A 15,620-nucleotide genomic window follows, 5' to 3' on the forward strand; every position below is an offset into this window, starting at 1 on the left:
GTGGCCTACTCCGCTTCGCTCTCGGGGAAGTTGCGGGCCACGAAGGCGCTGATGTGGCCGCGCATCAAGGTCCGTACGAGGTCGGAGTCCCCGGCCCGGGAAGCCGCGAGGATCTCGCGGTGTTCGCGGGCCTCCTGCTCCCACGACGGCTGCCGGGCCCAGGCCGCGCTGGAGACCAGCGCCGTCTGGTCCCGCAGATCGTCCAGTGCCTTCACCAGCAGCGGATTGCCGCAGCCCGCGTACAGGGCGCGGTGGAAGGCCCGGTTGGCCAGCGACCTGTCGGCGGCGTCCTCGGCCCGGTCGGCGGCGTCCAGCGCGCTGCCGGCCTCCTCCAGCGCCCGGCCGGACAGGGCGGCCCGGCCGGCCGCCACCGGTTCCAGCAGCAGACGCATGTCGTACACCGCGCGGGCCAGCGCCTGGTCCACGCGGCGGACGGTGACTCCCTTGTAAGGGAGCATCACCACCAGGCCCGAGCCTGCCAGCGTCTTGAGCGCCTCTCGCACCGGGGTCTTGGACACCCCCATCCGCTCGGCCAGTTCGGCCTCCACCAGGGCCTGACCCTGCGTGAGTTCTCCGGTCAGGATCGCGTGCTTGATGGACTCCAGAACCGCCTCGGTACGAGAGGGCGGCAGTACTCCGGATCGTGGACTGCCGTGCGGCGCAAGGATATCGGCCACTGTGCGGGCTCCTGTGGTGCGATCGGGGCGGTGGGTGCGAGAACCGAAGGACCCCTACGGCGTCTCATATATGACGTTCCAGAATTTAAGGGCGCCGTCCGGGACGGTCAAGGGTGCGGGCACGTTTCACCTCGGGTGCCCCGAAGTCCCCCTTCAAAGGCGGCATATGGCCGATCTACGCATCCAGCGCCTCGACTTGCGACCCACGGAAGACCGGTGCGCGGTGCCTTGACACGTCCTGGGCACGCTCGTACGTTCGGCGGTGCTACTCGATACGTCGTATATGACGTACCAGAGGAGTGATCTTCCGCCACGTCTGCGGACGTGACGCACGACCGCACCCGGCCCGCTCCCCCCACCGTGCCGGGCGACGAGCCGTAACCGTACGACCGCCGGCCTCCGGGTCGGGGGTGGTCTGCTGCCGCGGATGTGTGCGGCGAGCAGCGTCGGGCGCACGCGGGGTCCACCGGTGCCGGGACGTCCGGAAGCACCACCGGCGGACCGGTCATGTCGCCTGCCGGTCCGCCGCGCCTGCCACCTCCGCGCCACCAGTGTTGCGGTTCTCCATGGGGGTCCCTTCCGTACCGATGAAACGGAGTCACTCCATGAGCGCAGCAGACGGACTCACGCCGGGGCGCAGGCCCCGGCACCGGCGAACACGTCGGCGCATGGTCGCCGCGATCGCCGGCGGGGCGGCCGTGGCGACCGCGGCCGCCGCCTGGCTGGCCTCGACGCCCGCCGGGGCCGCCGGGGCGGCCACCGGCGCCGGCCCCGGCACCTACACGCTGACCAACGCCGGCAGCTCGCTCTGCCTGGACCTGCCCGGCTCCAGCAAAGCCACCGGCGTGCAGTTGGAGCAGAGCACCTGCAACGGCGGTGACGGCCAGAAGTGGACCCTGACCGCCGCCGGCGGCGGGTACCAGATCGCCTCGGTCTCCAGTGGGCTGTGCGTGGGCGTCCAGGGCGCCAGGACCAACGCGGGTGCGCCGATCGAGCAGGAGACCTGCACGGGAGCGGCCGGCCAGACCTGGACGCTGACCGCCGCCGGCGGCGGCTACCAGGTCGTCAACGCGGGCGGCGGCAAGTGCGCCAACCTCAAGGACAACTCCACGGCGACAGGGGCCCTGGTCCAGACGAACTCCTGCGACAGCGCTTCCACGAAGCAGTGGACGCTGACCGCGACCGGCAGCCCGACACCGACGACGACCTCGCCGAGCCCCACGACCACGCCGCCTTCCACCCCGCCGGCGTCCGGTGCGCTGTACGTAGCACCGGACGGCACCTCCGACGCCGCCGGAACCGAGTCGGACCCGACCACGCTCGCCTCGGCGGTCGGCCGCGTCAGCTCCGGCGGGACGATCTACCTGCGCGGCGGGACGTACGACTACGCGCAGACCGTCACCATCCCGCAGGGCGACAACGGGACGGCCGGCTCCCCCACCCTGCTGTCCGCCTATCCGGGTGAGACCCCGGTGCTGGACTTCTCGGCCCAGAGCGAGGCGTCGACGAACCGCGGGCTCGAGGTGGACGGGTCGTACTGGCACGTGTACGGCATCGTCGTCGAGCACGCCGGCGACAACGGCATCTTCGTCGGCGGCAGCCACAACGTCATCGAGCGCACGGTGACGCGCTACAACCGCGACACGGGACTGCAGATCTCCCGGATCGACTCCACGACTCCCCAGGACCAGTGGCCGTCCGACAACCTCGTCATCAGCGCCGAGTCGCACGACAACGCCGACTCCTCAGGCGAGAACGCCGACGGCTTCGCCGCGAAACTCACGGTGGGCACGGGCAACGTCTTCCGCTACGACGTGTCCCACAACAACAGCGACGACGGCTGGGACCTGTACGCCAAGACCGAGACCGGACCGATCGGCCCGGTCACCATCGAGGACTCGCTCTCCTACGACCAGGGCACCCTCTCCGACGGCACCGCGACCCCGGACGGCGACCGCAACGGCTTCAAGCTCGGCGGCGACAAGATCGCCGTGGACAACGTCGCGGTGCGCGACATCGCCTACCACAACGGCCATGACGGGTTCACCTACAACAGCAACCCCGGCGACATGACCATCACCGACGACGTCAGCATCGACAACGCCGAACGCAACTTCCACTGGGAGAGCGGCAACTCCCAGTTCCGCAACGACACCTCCTGCCGGTTCGACGGGGACGGCAGCAACGACAAGGTCGTCGGAGACACCGACAGCTCCGACCAGTTCTGGGCCGGCTCCAACGGTTCCGGGTGCGCCTCCTACGACGGCGCTCTGGGTTGGTCGTTCGCCTCGGACGGCCACCTCGTCGTGACCTTCGGCGGCCGGCAGGTGACGCCGTAACGCCCTTCGGGCAGATCCGTCGCACATCCCCGGTTCTCCCGTGCCGCTCCCGCGGCGGAGCGGCACGGGACACCGGCGGCAACGTCCGGCAACGGAAGACGAACGGAGTAACGACGATGAGACGACCAGTCGCACTGCGGCTTTCCGCGGCACTGGCCACGATGGCCCTGGGGGCCGCGGCCATGGTGACGCTGTCGACACCCGAGGCGTCGGCAGCGGGCAGCGGCGCCACCGGCTACGCGACCCAGAACGGTGGCACGACCGGCGGTGCGGGCGGCCAGACGGTGCGGGCCACCACCGGCACCGAGATCAACGCGGCACTGTGCGGCCGAGCCAGTAGCAGCACCCCGATCACCATCGAGGTCGAGGGAACCATCGACCACGGCAACACCAGCAAGGTCTCGGGCAGCAGCTGCGACACGGAGGACGACGCGATCCAGTTCAAGAACGTCAGCAACATCACGATCGTCGGGGTCGGCGGCGGAGCCGTCTTCGACCAGCTGGGCATCCACGTCCGCGAGGCCTCCAACATCATCATCCAGAACGTGACCGTCGAGAACGTCAAGAAGTCACCGGGCTCGCCCACGTCCAACGGCGGGGACGCCATCGGGATGGAGAGCGACGTCCACAACGTCTGGGTCGACCACGTCACCCTGGAGGCGTCGGGATGCCCGCTGTGCACCGAGGACCAGGGGTACGACAGCCTCTTCGACCTGAAGAACGACACCCAGTACGTGACGCTCTCCTACAGCATCATGCGCGACATCGACCATGCCGGCCTCGTCGGGCACACGGACAGCGACACCTCGAGCCAGTACATCACCTACCACCACAACCTGTACGAGAACATCGGCTCGCGTACGCCCCTGGATCGCGGCGCCACCGTCCACACCTACGACAACTACTTCGTCAACCTCGGCAAGTCCGGCATCAACTCCCGGGTCGGGGCGCACATCAAGGTGGAGAACAACTACTTCCAGGACTCCCACGACGTCCTGGGCACCTTCTACACCAACGAGCTCGGCTACTGGCAGGTCAGCGGCAACATCTACGACGACGTGACCTGGTCCGCCGACAGTGACGAGAACCATCCCGCAGGCCCCGACCCGCAGTCCGACACCACGGTCAGCATCCCCTACTCCTACAGTCTCGACCCGGCCTCCTGTGTGCCGGACATCGTCGACCAGACCGCGGGCGCCGGCAAGGGGATGAAGGTGTCGGACGGCACCTGCTCGGGCTACCGGTCACCGAACGGCGCGACCGGCACGCCGAAGGTGGACGGGTACGGGACCCACGCCGGATAGCAGCACGATCCCCGGTCCGTCCGGGCCGCCGCAGCCGCGGTTCCGCCAGGTTCCACGCGGCGCGGCGGCCCGGTGGAACGGCGTCCGCCGCTGCTTGCGGAAGGCGCCGTCCCGGTGCACTCCCGCGTTTCGGTGATTGAGGCGGCCGCGTGCGGTTAGCCGTAGGGGACGGGAGCCCTTGCGCCAGCGCCCGGCACGGCTCGACCCCACCCGACGAAGGAGCGACGGCATGGCGAGTGCACAGTCCGACGGCACGGCAGGACGCGACAGGTCCCTGGCGCTCCCGGTGGCGGAGCGGGCCGGCTGGGACGAGGTCGACGTGCGGGCGGTGGACACCGTCCGGCTGCTGGCGGCCGACGCGGTGCAGAAGGTCGGCAACGGGCACCCGGGCACCGCGATGAGCCTCGCCCCGCTGGCCTACCTGCTGTTCCAGAACGTCATGCGGCACGACCCGGCCGACGACCAGTGGCTGGGGCGGGACCGGTTCGTGCTGTCCTGCGGGCACTCCAGCCTGACCCTGTACATCCAGCTGTACCTGGCCGGCTACGGACTGGAGCTGTCGGACCTGGAGGCGTACCGGACCTTCGGCTCGGCCACCCCCGGCCACCCCGAGCACCGCCACACCCGCGGTGTGGAGATCACCACCGGGCCGCTGGGCCAGGGCATGGCCGGCGCGGTCGGCATGGCCATGTCGGCCCGCCGCGAACGGGGCCTGCTGGACCCGGACGCGGAACCGGGCACCAGCCCCTTCGACCACCACGTCTACGTCGTCGCCTCCGACGGCGACATGATGGAAGGCGTCACCAGTGAGGCCGCCTCCCTGGCCGGCCACCAGGAACTGGGCAATCTCACCGTCTTCTACGACTCCAACCACATCTCCATCGAGGACGACACCGACGTCGCCTTCAGCGAGGACGTCCCCGCGCGGTTCGCCGCCTACGGCTGGCACGTGCAGACCGTCGACTGGACCGGCACCGGTGAGTACGTCGAGGACGTCGACGCCCTGCTCGCCGCGACCCGGGCCGCCCGGCAGGAGACCGGCCGACCGTCGCTGATCATGCTGCGCACCCTGATCGGCTGGCCCGCCCCGAACAAGCAGAACACCGGCAAGGCGCACGGCTCCGCGCTGGGCGAGGACGAGGTGGCCGCCACGAAGAAGCTGCTGGGCTTCGACCCCGAGGCGCACTTCACCGTCGAGGACGGCGTGCTGGCCCGCACCCGGCGGGCGGCCGAGCGCGGCCGGCAGGCGCACGCGGCATGGGACGAGACGTTCACGGCCTGGCGGCAGGCCCACCCGGAGCGCGCCGCGCTGCTGGACCGGTTGCAGCGGCAGGAGCTGCCGGACGGCTGGACCGATGTGCTGCCGGTCTTCCCCGCCGACGCCAAGGGGATGGCCACCCGGGCGGCTTCCGGGAAGGTGCTCGACGCGCTCGCCCCGGTCCTGCCGGAGCTGTGGGGCGGCTCGGCCGACCTGGCCGGGAGCAACAACACCACCATGTCCGGCGAACCGTCCTTCGTCCCGCCCGACCGCCAGACCAAGGACTGGAAGGGCGGCCCCTACGGGCGGACCCTGCACTTCGGCATCCGGGAACACGCCATGGCCGCGATCCTCAACGGCATCGCGCTCCAGAGCCTGACCCGCCCCTACGGCGGCACCTTCCTGACGTTCTCCGACTACATGCGCCCGGCCGTACGCTTGGCCGCGCTGATGCAGCTGCCCACCACGTACGTGTGGACCCACGACTCCATCGGCCTGGGCGAGGACGGCCCCACCCACCAGCCGGTCGAACACCTCGCGGCGCTGCGCGCCGTCCCCGGCCTGCATGTCGTCCGGCCCGCCGACGCCAACGAGACCACCGTCTGCTGGCAGGCCATCCTGGAGCGCACCGACCGGCCCGCCGGACTGGTGCTCAGCCGGCAGAACCTGCCGGTCCTGGACCGCGACAGCGGCGAGCACGCCCCGGCCCGGGGCGCGGCCCGCGGCGGTTACGTCCTGGCGGACCCGGCCGGCGGAGCGGAGCCGGCGGTGATCCTGGTGGCCACCGGCTCGGAGGTCCACATCGCCCTTCAGGCCCGCGCGCTGCTGGCCGAGGAGGGCATCGCGGCGCGGGTGGTCTCGATGCCGTGCCGGGAGTGGTTCGCCGACCAGCCGCGCGACTACCAGGACTCGGTGCTGCCGCCCTCGGTGCGGGCCCGGGTCAGCGTCGAAGCCGCGGTGGCGCAGGGCTGGCGGGAGATCGTCGGCGACGCGGGGCGGACGGTCAGCCTGGAGCACTACGGTGCCTCCGCCGCCTACCAGCGGCTGTACAGCGAGTTCGGCATCACCCCCGAAGCGGTCGCCGCCGCCGCCCGCGACAGCATCGACGACAGCCGGGGCGCGATCCGCCCCGGCGGCCACCAGCACACCTCGGCCCCCACCGAAGGAGGGACCGGCGACCGCCCGTAGGCGCCCGCCGCCGCATGGCGGTGGACCGGCAGGTGAAACGGCGGGGGCGCCCCGCGCGCGGGCCGCGGACCGGGAGCATCCCCCGGTCCGCGGCCCGAGCCCGTCCGGCAGGCGTCAGGTCTTCTTCTTCTCGTGGTGCGCCAGCGCCAGCCCGAGTCCGAAGAAGGTGGGGGCCCACTCCCCGACGAAGATCCCCCAGCGGTCGGCTCGCTCCACGCCGTGGGACTCCGTCTTGACGGAGGTGGCCCAGGACACGAGAGCCAGTCCGACCGACACCAGGGCGGCGTCGTAGCAGTGGTCGGCCCGCAGGCCCTTGTCGTAGAGCATCTCGACGATCATGATCGCTCCTCACATGGACGATGGACTGCCGCTCGGGTGTCCGTTCGGTGTGGTTTGATGCATGGCGCCGGGGATGTGTGGAAACGGATCGGCGGACGGTACGGGCGCGGCTACTCCTCGCCGCGGTGGACGTACTGGAAGACCATCCCGCCGACGCCGGAGGCGAGGGTGCCCAGGCCGAGCAGGAACAGCCACAGCCCGAAGACGATGCCCAGCGCGCACAGCACGGCGCCGGTCGCCGTGACCAGCGGGTAGGGGCTGCGGGCGGGGAAGAAGTCGAGCGGGCCGGCCCGGTCGGCGATCTCGCCGTCCCGGTGGTCCTCGGGCCGGGCGCCGCGCCGGCGGTAGTTCTGGGTGAAGAAGAAGCAGATCAGCGACGCCATGACGAAGGCGACGGCCAGCGCGGCCGTGCCGGCCGGCTCCTGCCGCGACCACCACCCGTAGCCGACGCCGGTGACCAGGAAGAAGCCGGCGACTCCGCCGAACAGGTACGCCTCGCTCCTCACGCGCCGGCCTCCTGGTACGTGTCGGGGGTGGGGGTGCCGGGGGCGGAGCCGGCCGGCAGCGCCTCGGGGTGGTGGAGGTCGAACGCCGGCGAGTCCGACCGGATTCTGGGCAAGGTGTGGAAGTTGTGGCGCGGGGGCGGGCAGCTGGTCGCCCACTCCAGGGAGCGGCCGAAGCCCCAGGGGTCGTCGACGTCGACCTTCGGCGCGTGCCGGGTGGTCCGCCAGACGTTGTGGAGGAACGGCAGGGTGGACAGTCCCAGCAGGAAGGCGCCGATGGAGGAGACCGTGTTCAGCGTGGTGAAGCCGTCCTGGGCGAGGTAGTCGGCGTACCGGCGCGGCATGCCCATCTCGCCGAGCCAGTGCTGGACGAGGAAGGTGGTCTGGAAGCCGGTGAAGAGCGTCCAGAAGTGGATGCGGCCCAGCCGCTCGTCCAGCATCCGGCCGGTCCACTTCGGCCACCAGAAGTAGAACCCGCCGAACATCGCGAAGACCACGGTCCCGAAGAGCACGTAGTGCAGGTGCGCCACGACGAAGTAGCTGTCGGTCACGTGGAAGTCCAGCGGCGGGGACGCCAGCAGCACCCCGCTCAGCCCGCCGAGCAGGAAGGTCACCAGGAAGCCCACCGACCACAGCATCGGCGTCTCGAAGGAGAGCGTGCCGTGCCACATCGTGCCGATCCAGTTGAAGAACTTCACCCCGGTGGGCACGGCGATCAGGAACGACATCAGGGAGAAGAACGGCAGCAGCACGGCGCCGGTGGCGAACATGTGATGGGCCCAGACGGTCGCCGACAGCATGGTGATGGCGATCGTCGCGCCGACCATGCCGATGTAGCCGAAGACCGGCTTGCGGCTGAAGACCGGGATGATCTCGGTGACCACCCCGAAGAACGGCAGCGCCACGATGTAGACCTCGGGGTGGCCGAAGAACCAGAACAGGTGCTGCCACAGGATCGCGCCGCCGTTGGCCGCGTCGAAGACATGGGCGCCGAACTTCCGGTCCGCCTCCAGCGCCAGCAGGATCGCGGTCAGCACGGGGAAGGCCAGCAGCGCCAGGATCGAGGTGAACAGGATGTTCCAGGTGAAGATCGGCATCCGGAACATGGTCATGCCCGGGGCGCGCAGGCACACGATGGTCGCGACGAAGTTCACCGAGCCGAGGGTGGTGCTCAGCCCGGACAGCACCAGTCCCATGACCCACAGGTCGGCGCCGGTGCCCGGCGAGTCGATGGCGCTGTTCAGCGGCGCGTACGCGAACCAGCCGAAGGCCGCCGCGCCGCCGGGCACCGCGAAGCCGGAGACGACGACGAGGCCGCCGAAGAGGTAGAGCCAGTAGGTCAGCGCGTTCAGCCGGGGGAAGGCCACGTCGGGGGCGCCGATCTGGAGCGGCATGACGGCGTTGGCGAACCCGGCGAACATCGGTGTCGCGAACAGCAGCATCATGATCGTGCCGTGGATCGTGACCAGCTGGTTGTACTGCTCGGCGCTCCACAACTGGAGTCCGGGCCGGGCCAGTTCGACCCGCATCCCCATCGCCAGCAGCCCGGCGAACAGGAAGAAGCAGAACGCCGTGACCATGTACATGTTGCCGATGACCTTGTGGTCGGTGGTGGTGGCGTAGTTCAGCAGGCGGTTGCCCAGCGTGCTGCCCCGGTCCGCCGGCTGCTCGGCCGGCGGCTGAAGGTCCCCGTCCGTCCGCGCCTTCGCGGGGTCTTGGCCGGTGCGTGTCACCGCTGCCTCCGTTCGGGGTCGGCCAGCGCCTCGTCGGCGCGGCGCCGCTCCTCGGCCGTCGCGGGAAGCTCCACGCGGCGGGTGTAGTACCAGCGGCTGAGGGCGGACCGCAGCCGGGCCCGGTACGGTGCCCCGTCGTCGGGCGGCGGCGCCGGCCGGGGCAGGTCGCGTACGACGAACCGGTACCGCCGCACGGGGTCGGCCGGTACGTGCACCGGCCGCATCCCGCCGTAGACGGTCTGCTCGACGTCGCCGGTCGGCACGCCCTCGGTGAGGGCCTTGTGCTCGTGCGTCTGGAGGGCCAGGCACAGTCGGCGGGTGACGGCGAAGGCGATCACCGGGCCGGCGAACACCGCGACCCGGAAGATCCAGGTCAGCGCGTTCACCGACAGGTGGAAGGCGTACGCGCTGACGTCGTTGCCGCCGGCCGCCAGGAGCACCGCGTACCAGACGATCGCGGCCACGCCGAGGCCGGTGCGGAACGGGCGGTCGCGCGGCCGGTCGCACAGGTGGTGCTCGCCGCGGTCGCCGGTCACCCAGCGCTCGAAGACGGGATAGCCGACCAGCACCGCGGACAGCAGCCCGGGCAGCACCAGTGCCGGCAGCAGGACGTTCCACATGACCGTGTGCCCGCCGACCGCGCTCTCCCAGGGCGGCATCAACCGCAGCGCGCCCTCCAGGAACCCCACGTACCAGTCGGGTTGGGCGTCGGTGCTCACCTGGTCGGCGCGGAAGGGGCCGTACTCCCATACGGGGTTGATCTGGACGAGGGCGCCCAGCACCGCCAGCACCCCCGTCACCAGCAGGAAGAGCCCGCCGGTCTTGGCGATGAACTGCGGGAACATCGGCTGCCCGACGACATTGCGGTTGGTCCGCCCGGGCCCGCTCCACTGGGTGTGCTTGTGGTACACGACGAGGACCAGGTGGACGGTCACCAGCCCGATCAGCACCCCGGGCAGGAACAGCACATGCAGGATGTAGAGGCGGCTGTTGAGCAGCGTGCCCGGATAGGAGCCGCCCCACAGCAGCAGCGCCAGGTAGGTGCCGGCCACCGGGATCGACATCACGATGGTGTTCGCGGTGCGCAGCCCCGTTCCGGACAGCAGGTCGTCCGGCAGCGAGTAGCCGCAGAAGCCCTCCAGCATCGCCAGCAGGAACAGCGTCGCGCCGATCATCCAGTTGATCTCGCGCGGCCGGCGGAAGGACCCGGTGAAGAAGTTCCGCAGCAGGTGGACGCCGATCGCGGCGACGAAGACCAGGGCGGACCAGTGGTGCATCTGACGGATCAGCAGGCCGCCGCGCACCTCGAAGCTGATGTGGAGGGTCGAGTCGTAGGCGGCGGAGACCGGCAGGCCGTCGAGCGGCGGGTACGAACCGTGGTACGGCGTCTGCTTCGTGCCCGGCTGGAAGAACAGCGTGAGCCAGGTGCCGGTGAGGACCAGGACGACCAGGCTGTAGAGCGCCAACTCGCCGAGCAGGAAACTCCAGTGGTCCGGAAACGCCTTCCGCAGCAGCGACTTGGCGCCTTCCGCCAGCGGAAGGCGCCGGTCGAGCACCGCGACGCCGGTCAGCGCGGTCTCCCGCGCCGACGTGTGGTTGCCGTTCCGGCGCCCGCCCGAAGTCATCCGCCACCCGCTCCCTTCTCCGCCCTCGCCGACGGACATGGGACCAGGTGTATCCGCCCGGCCCACCGGCGCCGGACCGCCGGATACCCCGAATGGGCGGATGTGCGCGGCGAGTTCACCCGGTCGCCGGGGCCGCGCGGCCGACGGCCCGCGCGCCGTTTGCCACAGCGCGCTCCACACGGGAAGGTCGCTCGCCTCCGCCGTCACCACCGCGCCCGCTCCCCCGCCCGACGGCCCCTGGTTCCCCGGCCGCCGACGCCGCGGCCTGGAAGTCCTGGTACCGGCGCACCGTCGTGCTCGACGCCCTCGAGCACCTCCACGCCGGGGCGACCGCCGACCGGGGGTGACGGCGGAGCGCCGCGGACAGCGGCGCCGTACAGGGCGTGTGCCGGCAGTCACCCGGCGGCGGGCGCCTCCCCCGACATGCCCGCCCGCAGCGTCGCGCAGATCTCGTTCAGCAGCCGGGAGACGTGCATCTGGGAGATGCCCAGCAGCTCCCCGATGTCGGCCTGCTTCATGTCCCTGAAGTAGCGCAGGTACAGCAGCATGCGTTCACGCTCGGTGAGCGCGCCCATGCCCGGCCGGACCGCCTCCCGTCGCTCGACCGTCTCCAACGCCGGGTCGGTGGCACCCACGACGTCGTGGAGCGTGGCCGTGCCGTCGTGGACGCGGTGGTCCAGGGACAGGGTGGAGAACTCGTCCATCGACGCGATCGCCTCCTGCACCGCGCCCTCGGGCAGCGCGGTGTGCGCGGCGACCGCCCCCGGGTCGTCCGTGCCGAGCTCACGGCAGGCCGTACGCACCCGGGCGCGCAGTTCCTTCACGGCGCGCGGCACATGCACGCTCCAGACGTAGTCGCGGAAGTGGCGCTTGAGCTCGCCGTCGATCGTGGGCACCGCGAAGCTCGGGAAGGCGTGCCCGCGCACCGGGTCGTACCGGCGCACCGCCTTGACCAGGCCCAGGGCGGCCACCTGCCGCAGGTCCTCCAGCGACTCGCCGCGACCGCGATAGCGCCCGGCGAGCCGGTGGGCCATCGGCATCCACACGACGACCAGCCGCTCGCGCAGCGCCTCGCGCTGCTCGGGCCCGGCGGTCGACAGGCGGCGCAGCAGGTCGGCGGACTCGGCCGGCTCCTCGTGCGGGGTGGCGGAACGGCGCTGGCGCATGAGACGCATCCTTCGGACGGCGGGGAGTGGCGGCCCCTCGGCGGGGGCCCGCGGGCAGCGCGGGGGGCTGTCCACGGCCTCGTGCGCCTGCCGTTCCGAAGCACACTCCGACGCCTAACCGCTGTGCCCCGGGCCAAACGGCCGACCGGCCGTAACGCCCCGGACGGCCACGGGGTGCGCCGCCCCCTCAGCTGTCGGCCACCACCCGGATCGTGCCCAGGGAGCCGTCGGCGGCGTCGGGCACGACCATGCCCGCGGCGACACCGGTGCGCAGGTAGCGCACCACGGCCTCGTCCAGGCGCTCGCCGGGCAGGGCGGCGGGGATGCCCGGGGGGTAGGGCGTGAGCATCTCCGCCACGACCCGGCCGGCCGCGGCCTCGCTCGGCACGGACTCGACGGGGCCGAAGAACGCGTCCCGCGGCAGCATCGCCTGCTCCAGCCGCAACCGCTCCGGCGCGGGCACCGCCACCTGCCGGTGGTCGCGCTCCAGGCCCTCCGTGCGGCCGGCCCGGCGGCTGAGGTCGCGCAGCGCGCCCACCAGCCGGTCGGCGGTCCCGGCGTCGTCGGCGTGGGTGAACTGGGCGCTGATCCGGCGGTGGTCGGACACGTGCAGGTTGATCCGGTGGTGCGCGCGCAGCCAGTCGGCGGCCTGGTAGCCGCTCACGCCGAGCCCGGAGACGTCGACGAACACCTGCAACGGGTCCAGGTCGTGGCCGCGGCCGGGGCCGCAGAAGTCGTCCCGCCCGTGGACGTGCAGGCCGTCGATGCCCTCGACGGTGGCGCGGACCTGCGAGGCCAGCGTCAGCGCCCGGTCGAGCAGTTCGGCTCCCTGCTCGACCATCTGGCGCCGCCAGCCGTCCAGCCCCGCGTACAGCAGCACCGACGGGCTGGTGGTGCCGAGCAGGTCCGCGCGCGCCGCCAGGGTCGCGGGCGTGATCCGGCCGCCTCGGAGGTGGAAGACGGAACCCTGCTCGAAGCCGGCGCCCATCTTGTGCACGGACGTCACGCACAGGTCCGCGCCCGCGTCCATCGCCCAGGTCGGCAGGTCGGGGTGGAAGGGCAGATGCGCGCCCCACGCCTCGTCGACGATCACCGGCAGGTCCCGCGCGTGGCCGATCCGGACGATCTCCGCCAGGTCGCCGGTCGTCCCGTACGGCGTCGGGCTGGTCACCAAAGCGCCCCGGGCGTCCGGGTGTTCCTCGAAGGCCGCCTCATAGGACGCGGGGGACGGCGGGTGGGCGAGGTGCAGCCCGGGGTCCCACTGGGGCTCCACCCACACCGGGCGGATGCCGGCCAGGATCAGCCCCGAGACCACGGACTTGTGCGCGTCGCGGCTGACGACCAGCTTCTCGTGCGGGCCCGCGGCCGCGAGCATGGCGGCCTTGACCGACAGCGAACTGCCGCAGGTGGAGAAGAAGGTGTGGTCGGCGCGGACGGCGTCGGCCATCAGCGCCTCGGCGCGCAGCAGGACGTGCCCGGAGGACGTGCGGTCGTCCAGCCCGCCGGTCGCGAGGACGTCCGCGCGGAAGACCTCCTCCCCCAGCACCGCGCGCAGGCGCGGGTCGGCGCCGCGGCCCTGCTTGTGCCCCGGCGGGGTGAACGGCAGTTGTCCCTCGGCGTGGTACGCCGCCACGGCCTCCAGCACCGGCGCTTGTGAGTGGTCCATACGGTCCCCCCTGCCCCGCGCCCGCCCCGCCAAGCGGTAGCGGGCCGCAACATCCACCGGACGGCCTACCCCCAGCGCTCCGGGTCGGCCTCCAGGGACGCCCGGTCCCACCCGGCGCCGTCCGCGGCGGCCTCGTAGGTGCTCTGGAGGAAGCCGGTGAGGGCCGCGTCCGGGTCGTCGGCGGTGCGCACCGCTTCGTACGGGAGCAGGAACTGCCCGTGCTCGCGGCTGTAGAAGGCGTCCGAGGGTGTGACACGGCGGTCGGCGTAGCCGGGCGGTTCGGGATAGGCGTAGGAGTAGAAGGCGCCCTCCTCGCCGCCGCCCGGCCAGAAGCCGCAGCTGCTCAGCTCGTGCGAGTAGCCCTCCACCATGACCCAGTCGCCGCAGTTCGGGGCTCCTCCGGCGTGCCGGGGGGCGCGGCGGCCGGAGAAGCGGGTGCACGCCAGGTCCATGGCGCCCCAGAAGAAGTGCACCGGGCTGGCCTTGCCGGCGAAGCGGGCCCGGAAGGCGCCCATCACGCGGTCGGCCTGGAGGAGTTGGCGCCAGAACAGGTGCGCCGCGCGCGGGTCGTAGGTGTGGTGGCGGTGGTCCTGCGAGAAGGGGATCGCCGGCTCGACCTCGTTGGGGTGGTCCTGGATGGTGGTGTGCAGGTCCAGTTCCTCCAGCGCCCGGCTGACGCGCGCGGCGAACTCCGCGACCGGCATCGACTCCAGGGGGACGGTGCGCAGGCCGCCGTCGCTGCTGCGCAGGCGCAGCACATGGTCCACGAAGTCGAACTCGATGTCGAAGACCTCGCCGCCGCAGGGCACCGCGGAGGTGGTCAGCCCGCGCGGGCTGACGTAGAGCGTCACCTGCCACCAGTGGTTGAGCAGGGGCGCATGAGCCAGCCGGACCTTGCCCACGATCTGGACCCACATGTGCAGCGTCTCGCGCGTGTCCTCCCAGTCCGCGACCCGCAGCCGGGGCCACGGCGGTACGGCTCGGCGGGGGTTCGTGGTGGCCATGTCGGTGGTCCTTCGCTCGGCGGTGGCCGGACGGGCCGTCGGACGGCGGGGCGGGCGGGCGGCGGTCCACTCCTCACCATGCTGAGCAGCGCCAGGCAGCCCTGCAACTCCGGCCAGGGGGCGGGCGGGGCGCGGACGGGTTGCCGTGGGAGGCGGCGGCGGAGTACTTTCGATACGCAACGGTAGCGTAGCGAAAGTGGGGAGCGGGTGTGGCGGAGGCAGCGGGCGGTCCGGGCCGGGCGGGCGCGACGGGGCGGCCGCGCGACAGCAGCCGGAACGTGGCCATCTACGAGGCGACCTTGGCGCTGCTGACCGAGGTGGGCTACGAGCAGTTGTCCATGGAGGCGGTCGCGAGCCGTTCCGGGGCGGCGAAGACGACGATCTACCGCCGCCACCGGGACAAGGCCGCGCTGGTCGCGGCCGCGGTCGAGTACCGCTCGCCGGCCGTGCCGCCCGAGCCCGCCGCGGGAGACCTCCGCGGCGATCTGCTCGCGCTCGTCGGCTGGCTGGGCCGCCAGATCGCCGAGCAGGAGATCGGCCTGCTGGGAGCGCTGTTCGCCGGAATGCGCGGCGATCCCCGGCTCGCGGAGGAGATGCGGCGCATCCGGCGCCGGGACGAGGCCGCCATGACCGGCGAGCCGCTGCGCAGGGCGGCCCTGCACGGCGAGCGGCTGTCCCCCCGGGCCGCGGAGCTCTTCGCCGAGGTCGCGCCGGCGGTGATCGTCCACCGCGTCGTGGTCGCGGGCGCGCCCTGCGACGAAGCGTTCGTCGCGCACCTCGTCGACGACATCCTCCTGCCGCTCCTGCGCGCGAGCTGA

General features: G+C 72.0%; 11 protein-coding genes and 1 pseudogene. 4 read left to right on the top strand and 8 right to left on the bottom strand.

Features of this window, described 5'->3' with window-relative positions; all coding sequences use genetic code 11:
* Positions 1-5 precede the first annotated feature (5 nt).
* Complete coding sequence (locus WA788_RS23390) at positions 6-677, bottom strand: GntR family transcriptional regulator (RefSeq protein WP_335980459.1); 672 nt, start codon at positions 675-677, stop codon at positions 6-8.
* A 605-nt stretch (positions 678-1,282) separates the two neighbouring features.
* Between WA788_RS23390 and WA788_RS23395 the strand changes: the two genes are divergently transcribed.
* From WA788_RS23395 to tkt, 3 genes and pseudogenes are all read left to right on the top strand, one after another.
* Positions 1,283-3,016, top strand: a complete 1,734-nt coding sequence (locus tag WA788_RS23395; RefSeq protein ID WP_335980461.1) for an RICIN domain-containing protein — start codon at positions 1,283-1,285, stop codon at positions 3,014-3,016.
* A gap of 116 nt (positions 3,017-3,132) precedes the next feature.
* Positions 3,133-4,351: pseudogene (locus tag WA788_RS23400) on the top strand (pectate lyase family protein); the annotation flags it as partial.
* Positions 4,352-4,549: 198 nt separating this feature from the next.
* Positions 4,550-6,766, top strand: coding sequence for a transketolase (gene tkt / locus WA788_RS23405; protein WP_335980463.1), 2,217 nt, complete (start codon positions 4,550-4,552; stop codon positions 6,764-6,766).
* 114 nt (positions 6,767-6,880) lie between these two features.
* Here tkt and WA788_RS23410 read toward each other — a convergent pair whose 3' ends face one another.
* The 7 genes from WA788_RS23410 to WA788_RS23440 form a co-directional block, all read right to left on the bottom strand.
* Positions 6,881-7,105, bottom strand: coding sequence for a hypothetical protein (locus tag WA788_RS23410; protein ID WP_335980466.1), 225 nt, complete (start codon positions 7,103-7,105; stop codon positions 6,881-6,883).
* A 110-nt stretch (positions 7,106-7,215) separates the two neighbouring features.
* Complete coding sequence (gene ctaF / locus WA788_RS23415) at positions 7,216-7,611, bottom strand: aa3-type cytochrome oxidase subunit IV (protein WP_335980469.1); 396 nt, start codon at positions 7,609-7,611, stop codon at positions 7,216-7,218.
* The gene (ctaD, locus tag WA788_RS23420; protein WP_335980608.1) at positions 7,608-9,251 is read right to left on the bottom strand and encodes an aa3-type cytochrome oxidase subunit I; all 1,644 of its coding nucleotides are present in this window, start codon (positions 9,249-9,251) and stop codon (positions 7,608-7,610) included. Before ctaD ends, ctaF begins: the two co-directional genes overlap by 4 nt.
* 86 nt (positions 9,252-9,337) lie before the next feature.
* The gene (gene qcrB / locus WA788_RS23425) at positions 9,338-10,966 is read right to left on the bottom strand and encodes a cytochrome bc1 complex cytochrome b subunit (protein WP_335980472.1); all 1,629 of its coding nucleotides are present in this window, start codon (positions 10,964-10,966) and stop codon (positions 9,338-9,340) included.
* 395 nt (positions 10,967-11,361) lie between these two features.
* Positions 11,362-12,132 carry a sigma-70 family RNA polymerase sigma factor gene (locus WA788_RS23430; RefSeq protein WP_335980476.1) on the bottom strand — a complete coding sequence of 257 codons (771 nt, stop codon included), beginning with the start codon at positions 12,130-12,132 and terminating at the stop codon, positions 11,362-11,364.
* A gap of 187 nt (positions 12,133-12,319) precedes the next feature.
* The gene (locus WA788_RS23435; RefSeq protein WP_335980478.1) at positions 12,320-13,798 is read right to left on the bottom strand and encodes an aminotransferase class I/II-fold pyridoxal phosphate-dependent enzyme; all 1,479 of its coding nucleotides are present in this window, start codon (positions 13,796-13,798) and stop codon (positions 12,320-12,322) included.
* 65 nt (positions 13,799-13,863) lie between these two features.
* Positions 13,864-14,802 carry a DUF5996 family protein gene (locus WA788_RS23440; RefSeq protein WP_335980480.1) on the bottom strand — a complete coding sequence of 313 codons (939 nt, stop codon included), beginning with the start codon at positions 14,800-14,802 and terminating at the stop codon, positions 13,864-13,866.
* A 209-nt stretch (positions 14,803-15,011) separates the two neighbouring features.
* Between WA788_RS23440 and WA788_RS23445 the strand changes: the two genes are divergently transcribed.
* Positions 15,012-15,620 carry a TetR/AcrR family transcriptional regulator gene (locus tag WA788_RS23445; RefSeq protein WP_335980482.1) on the top strand — a complete coding sequence of 203 codons (609 nt, stop codon included), beginning with the start codon at positions 15,012-15,014 and terminating at the stop codon, positions 15,618-15,620.

It is taken from the genome of Streptomyces sp. CA2R106 (assembly GCF_037034245.1).
Taxonomy (GTDB): domain Bacteria; phylum Actinomycetota; class Actinomycetes; order Streptomycetales; family Streptomycetaceae; genus Actinacidiphila.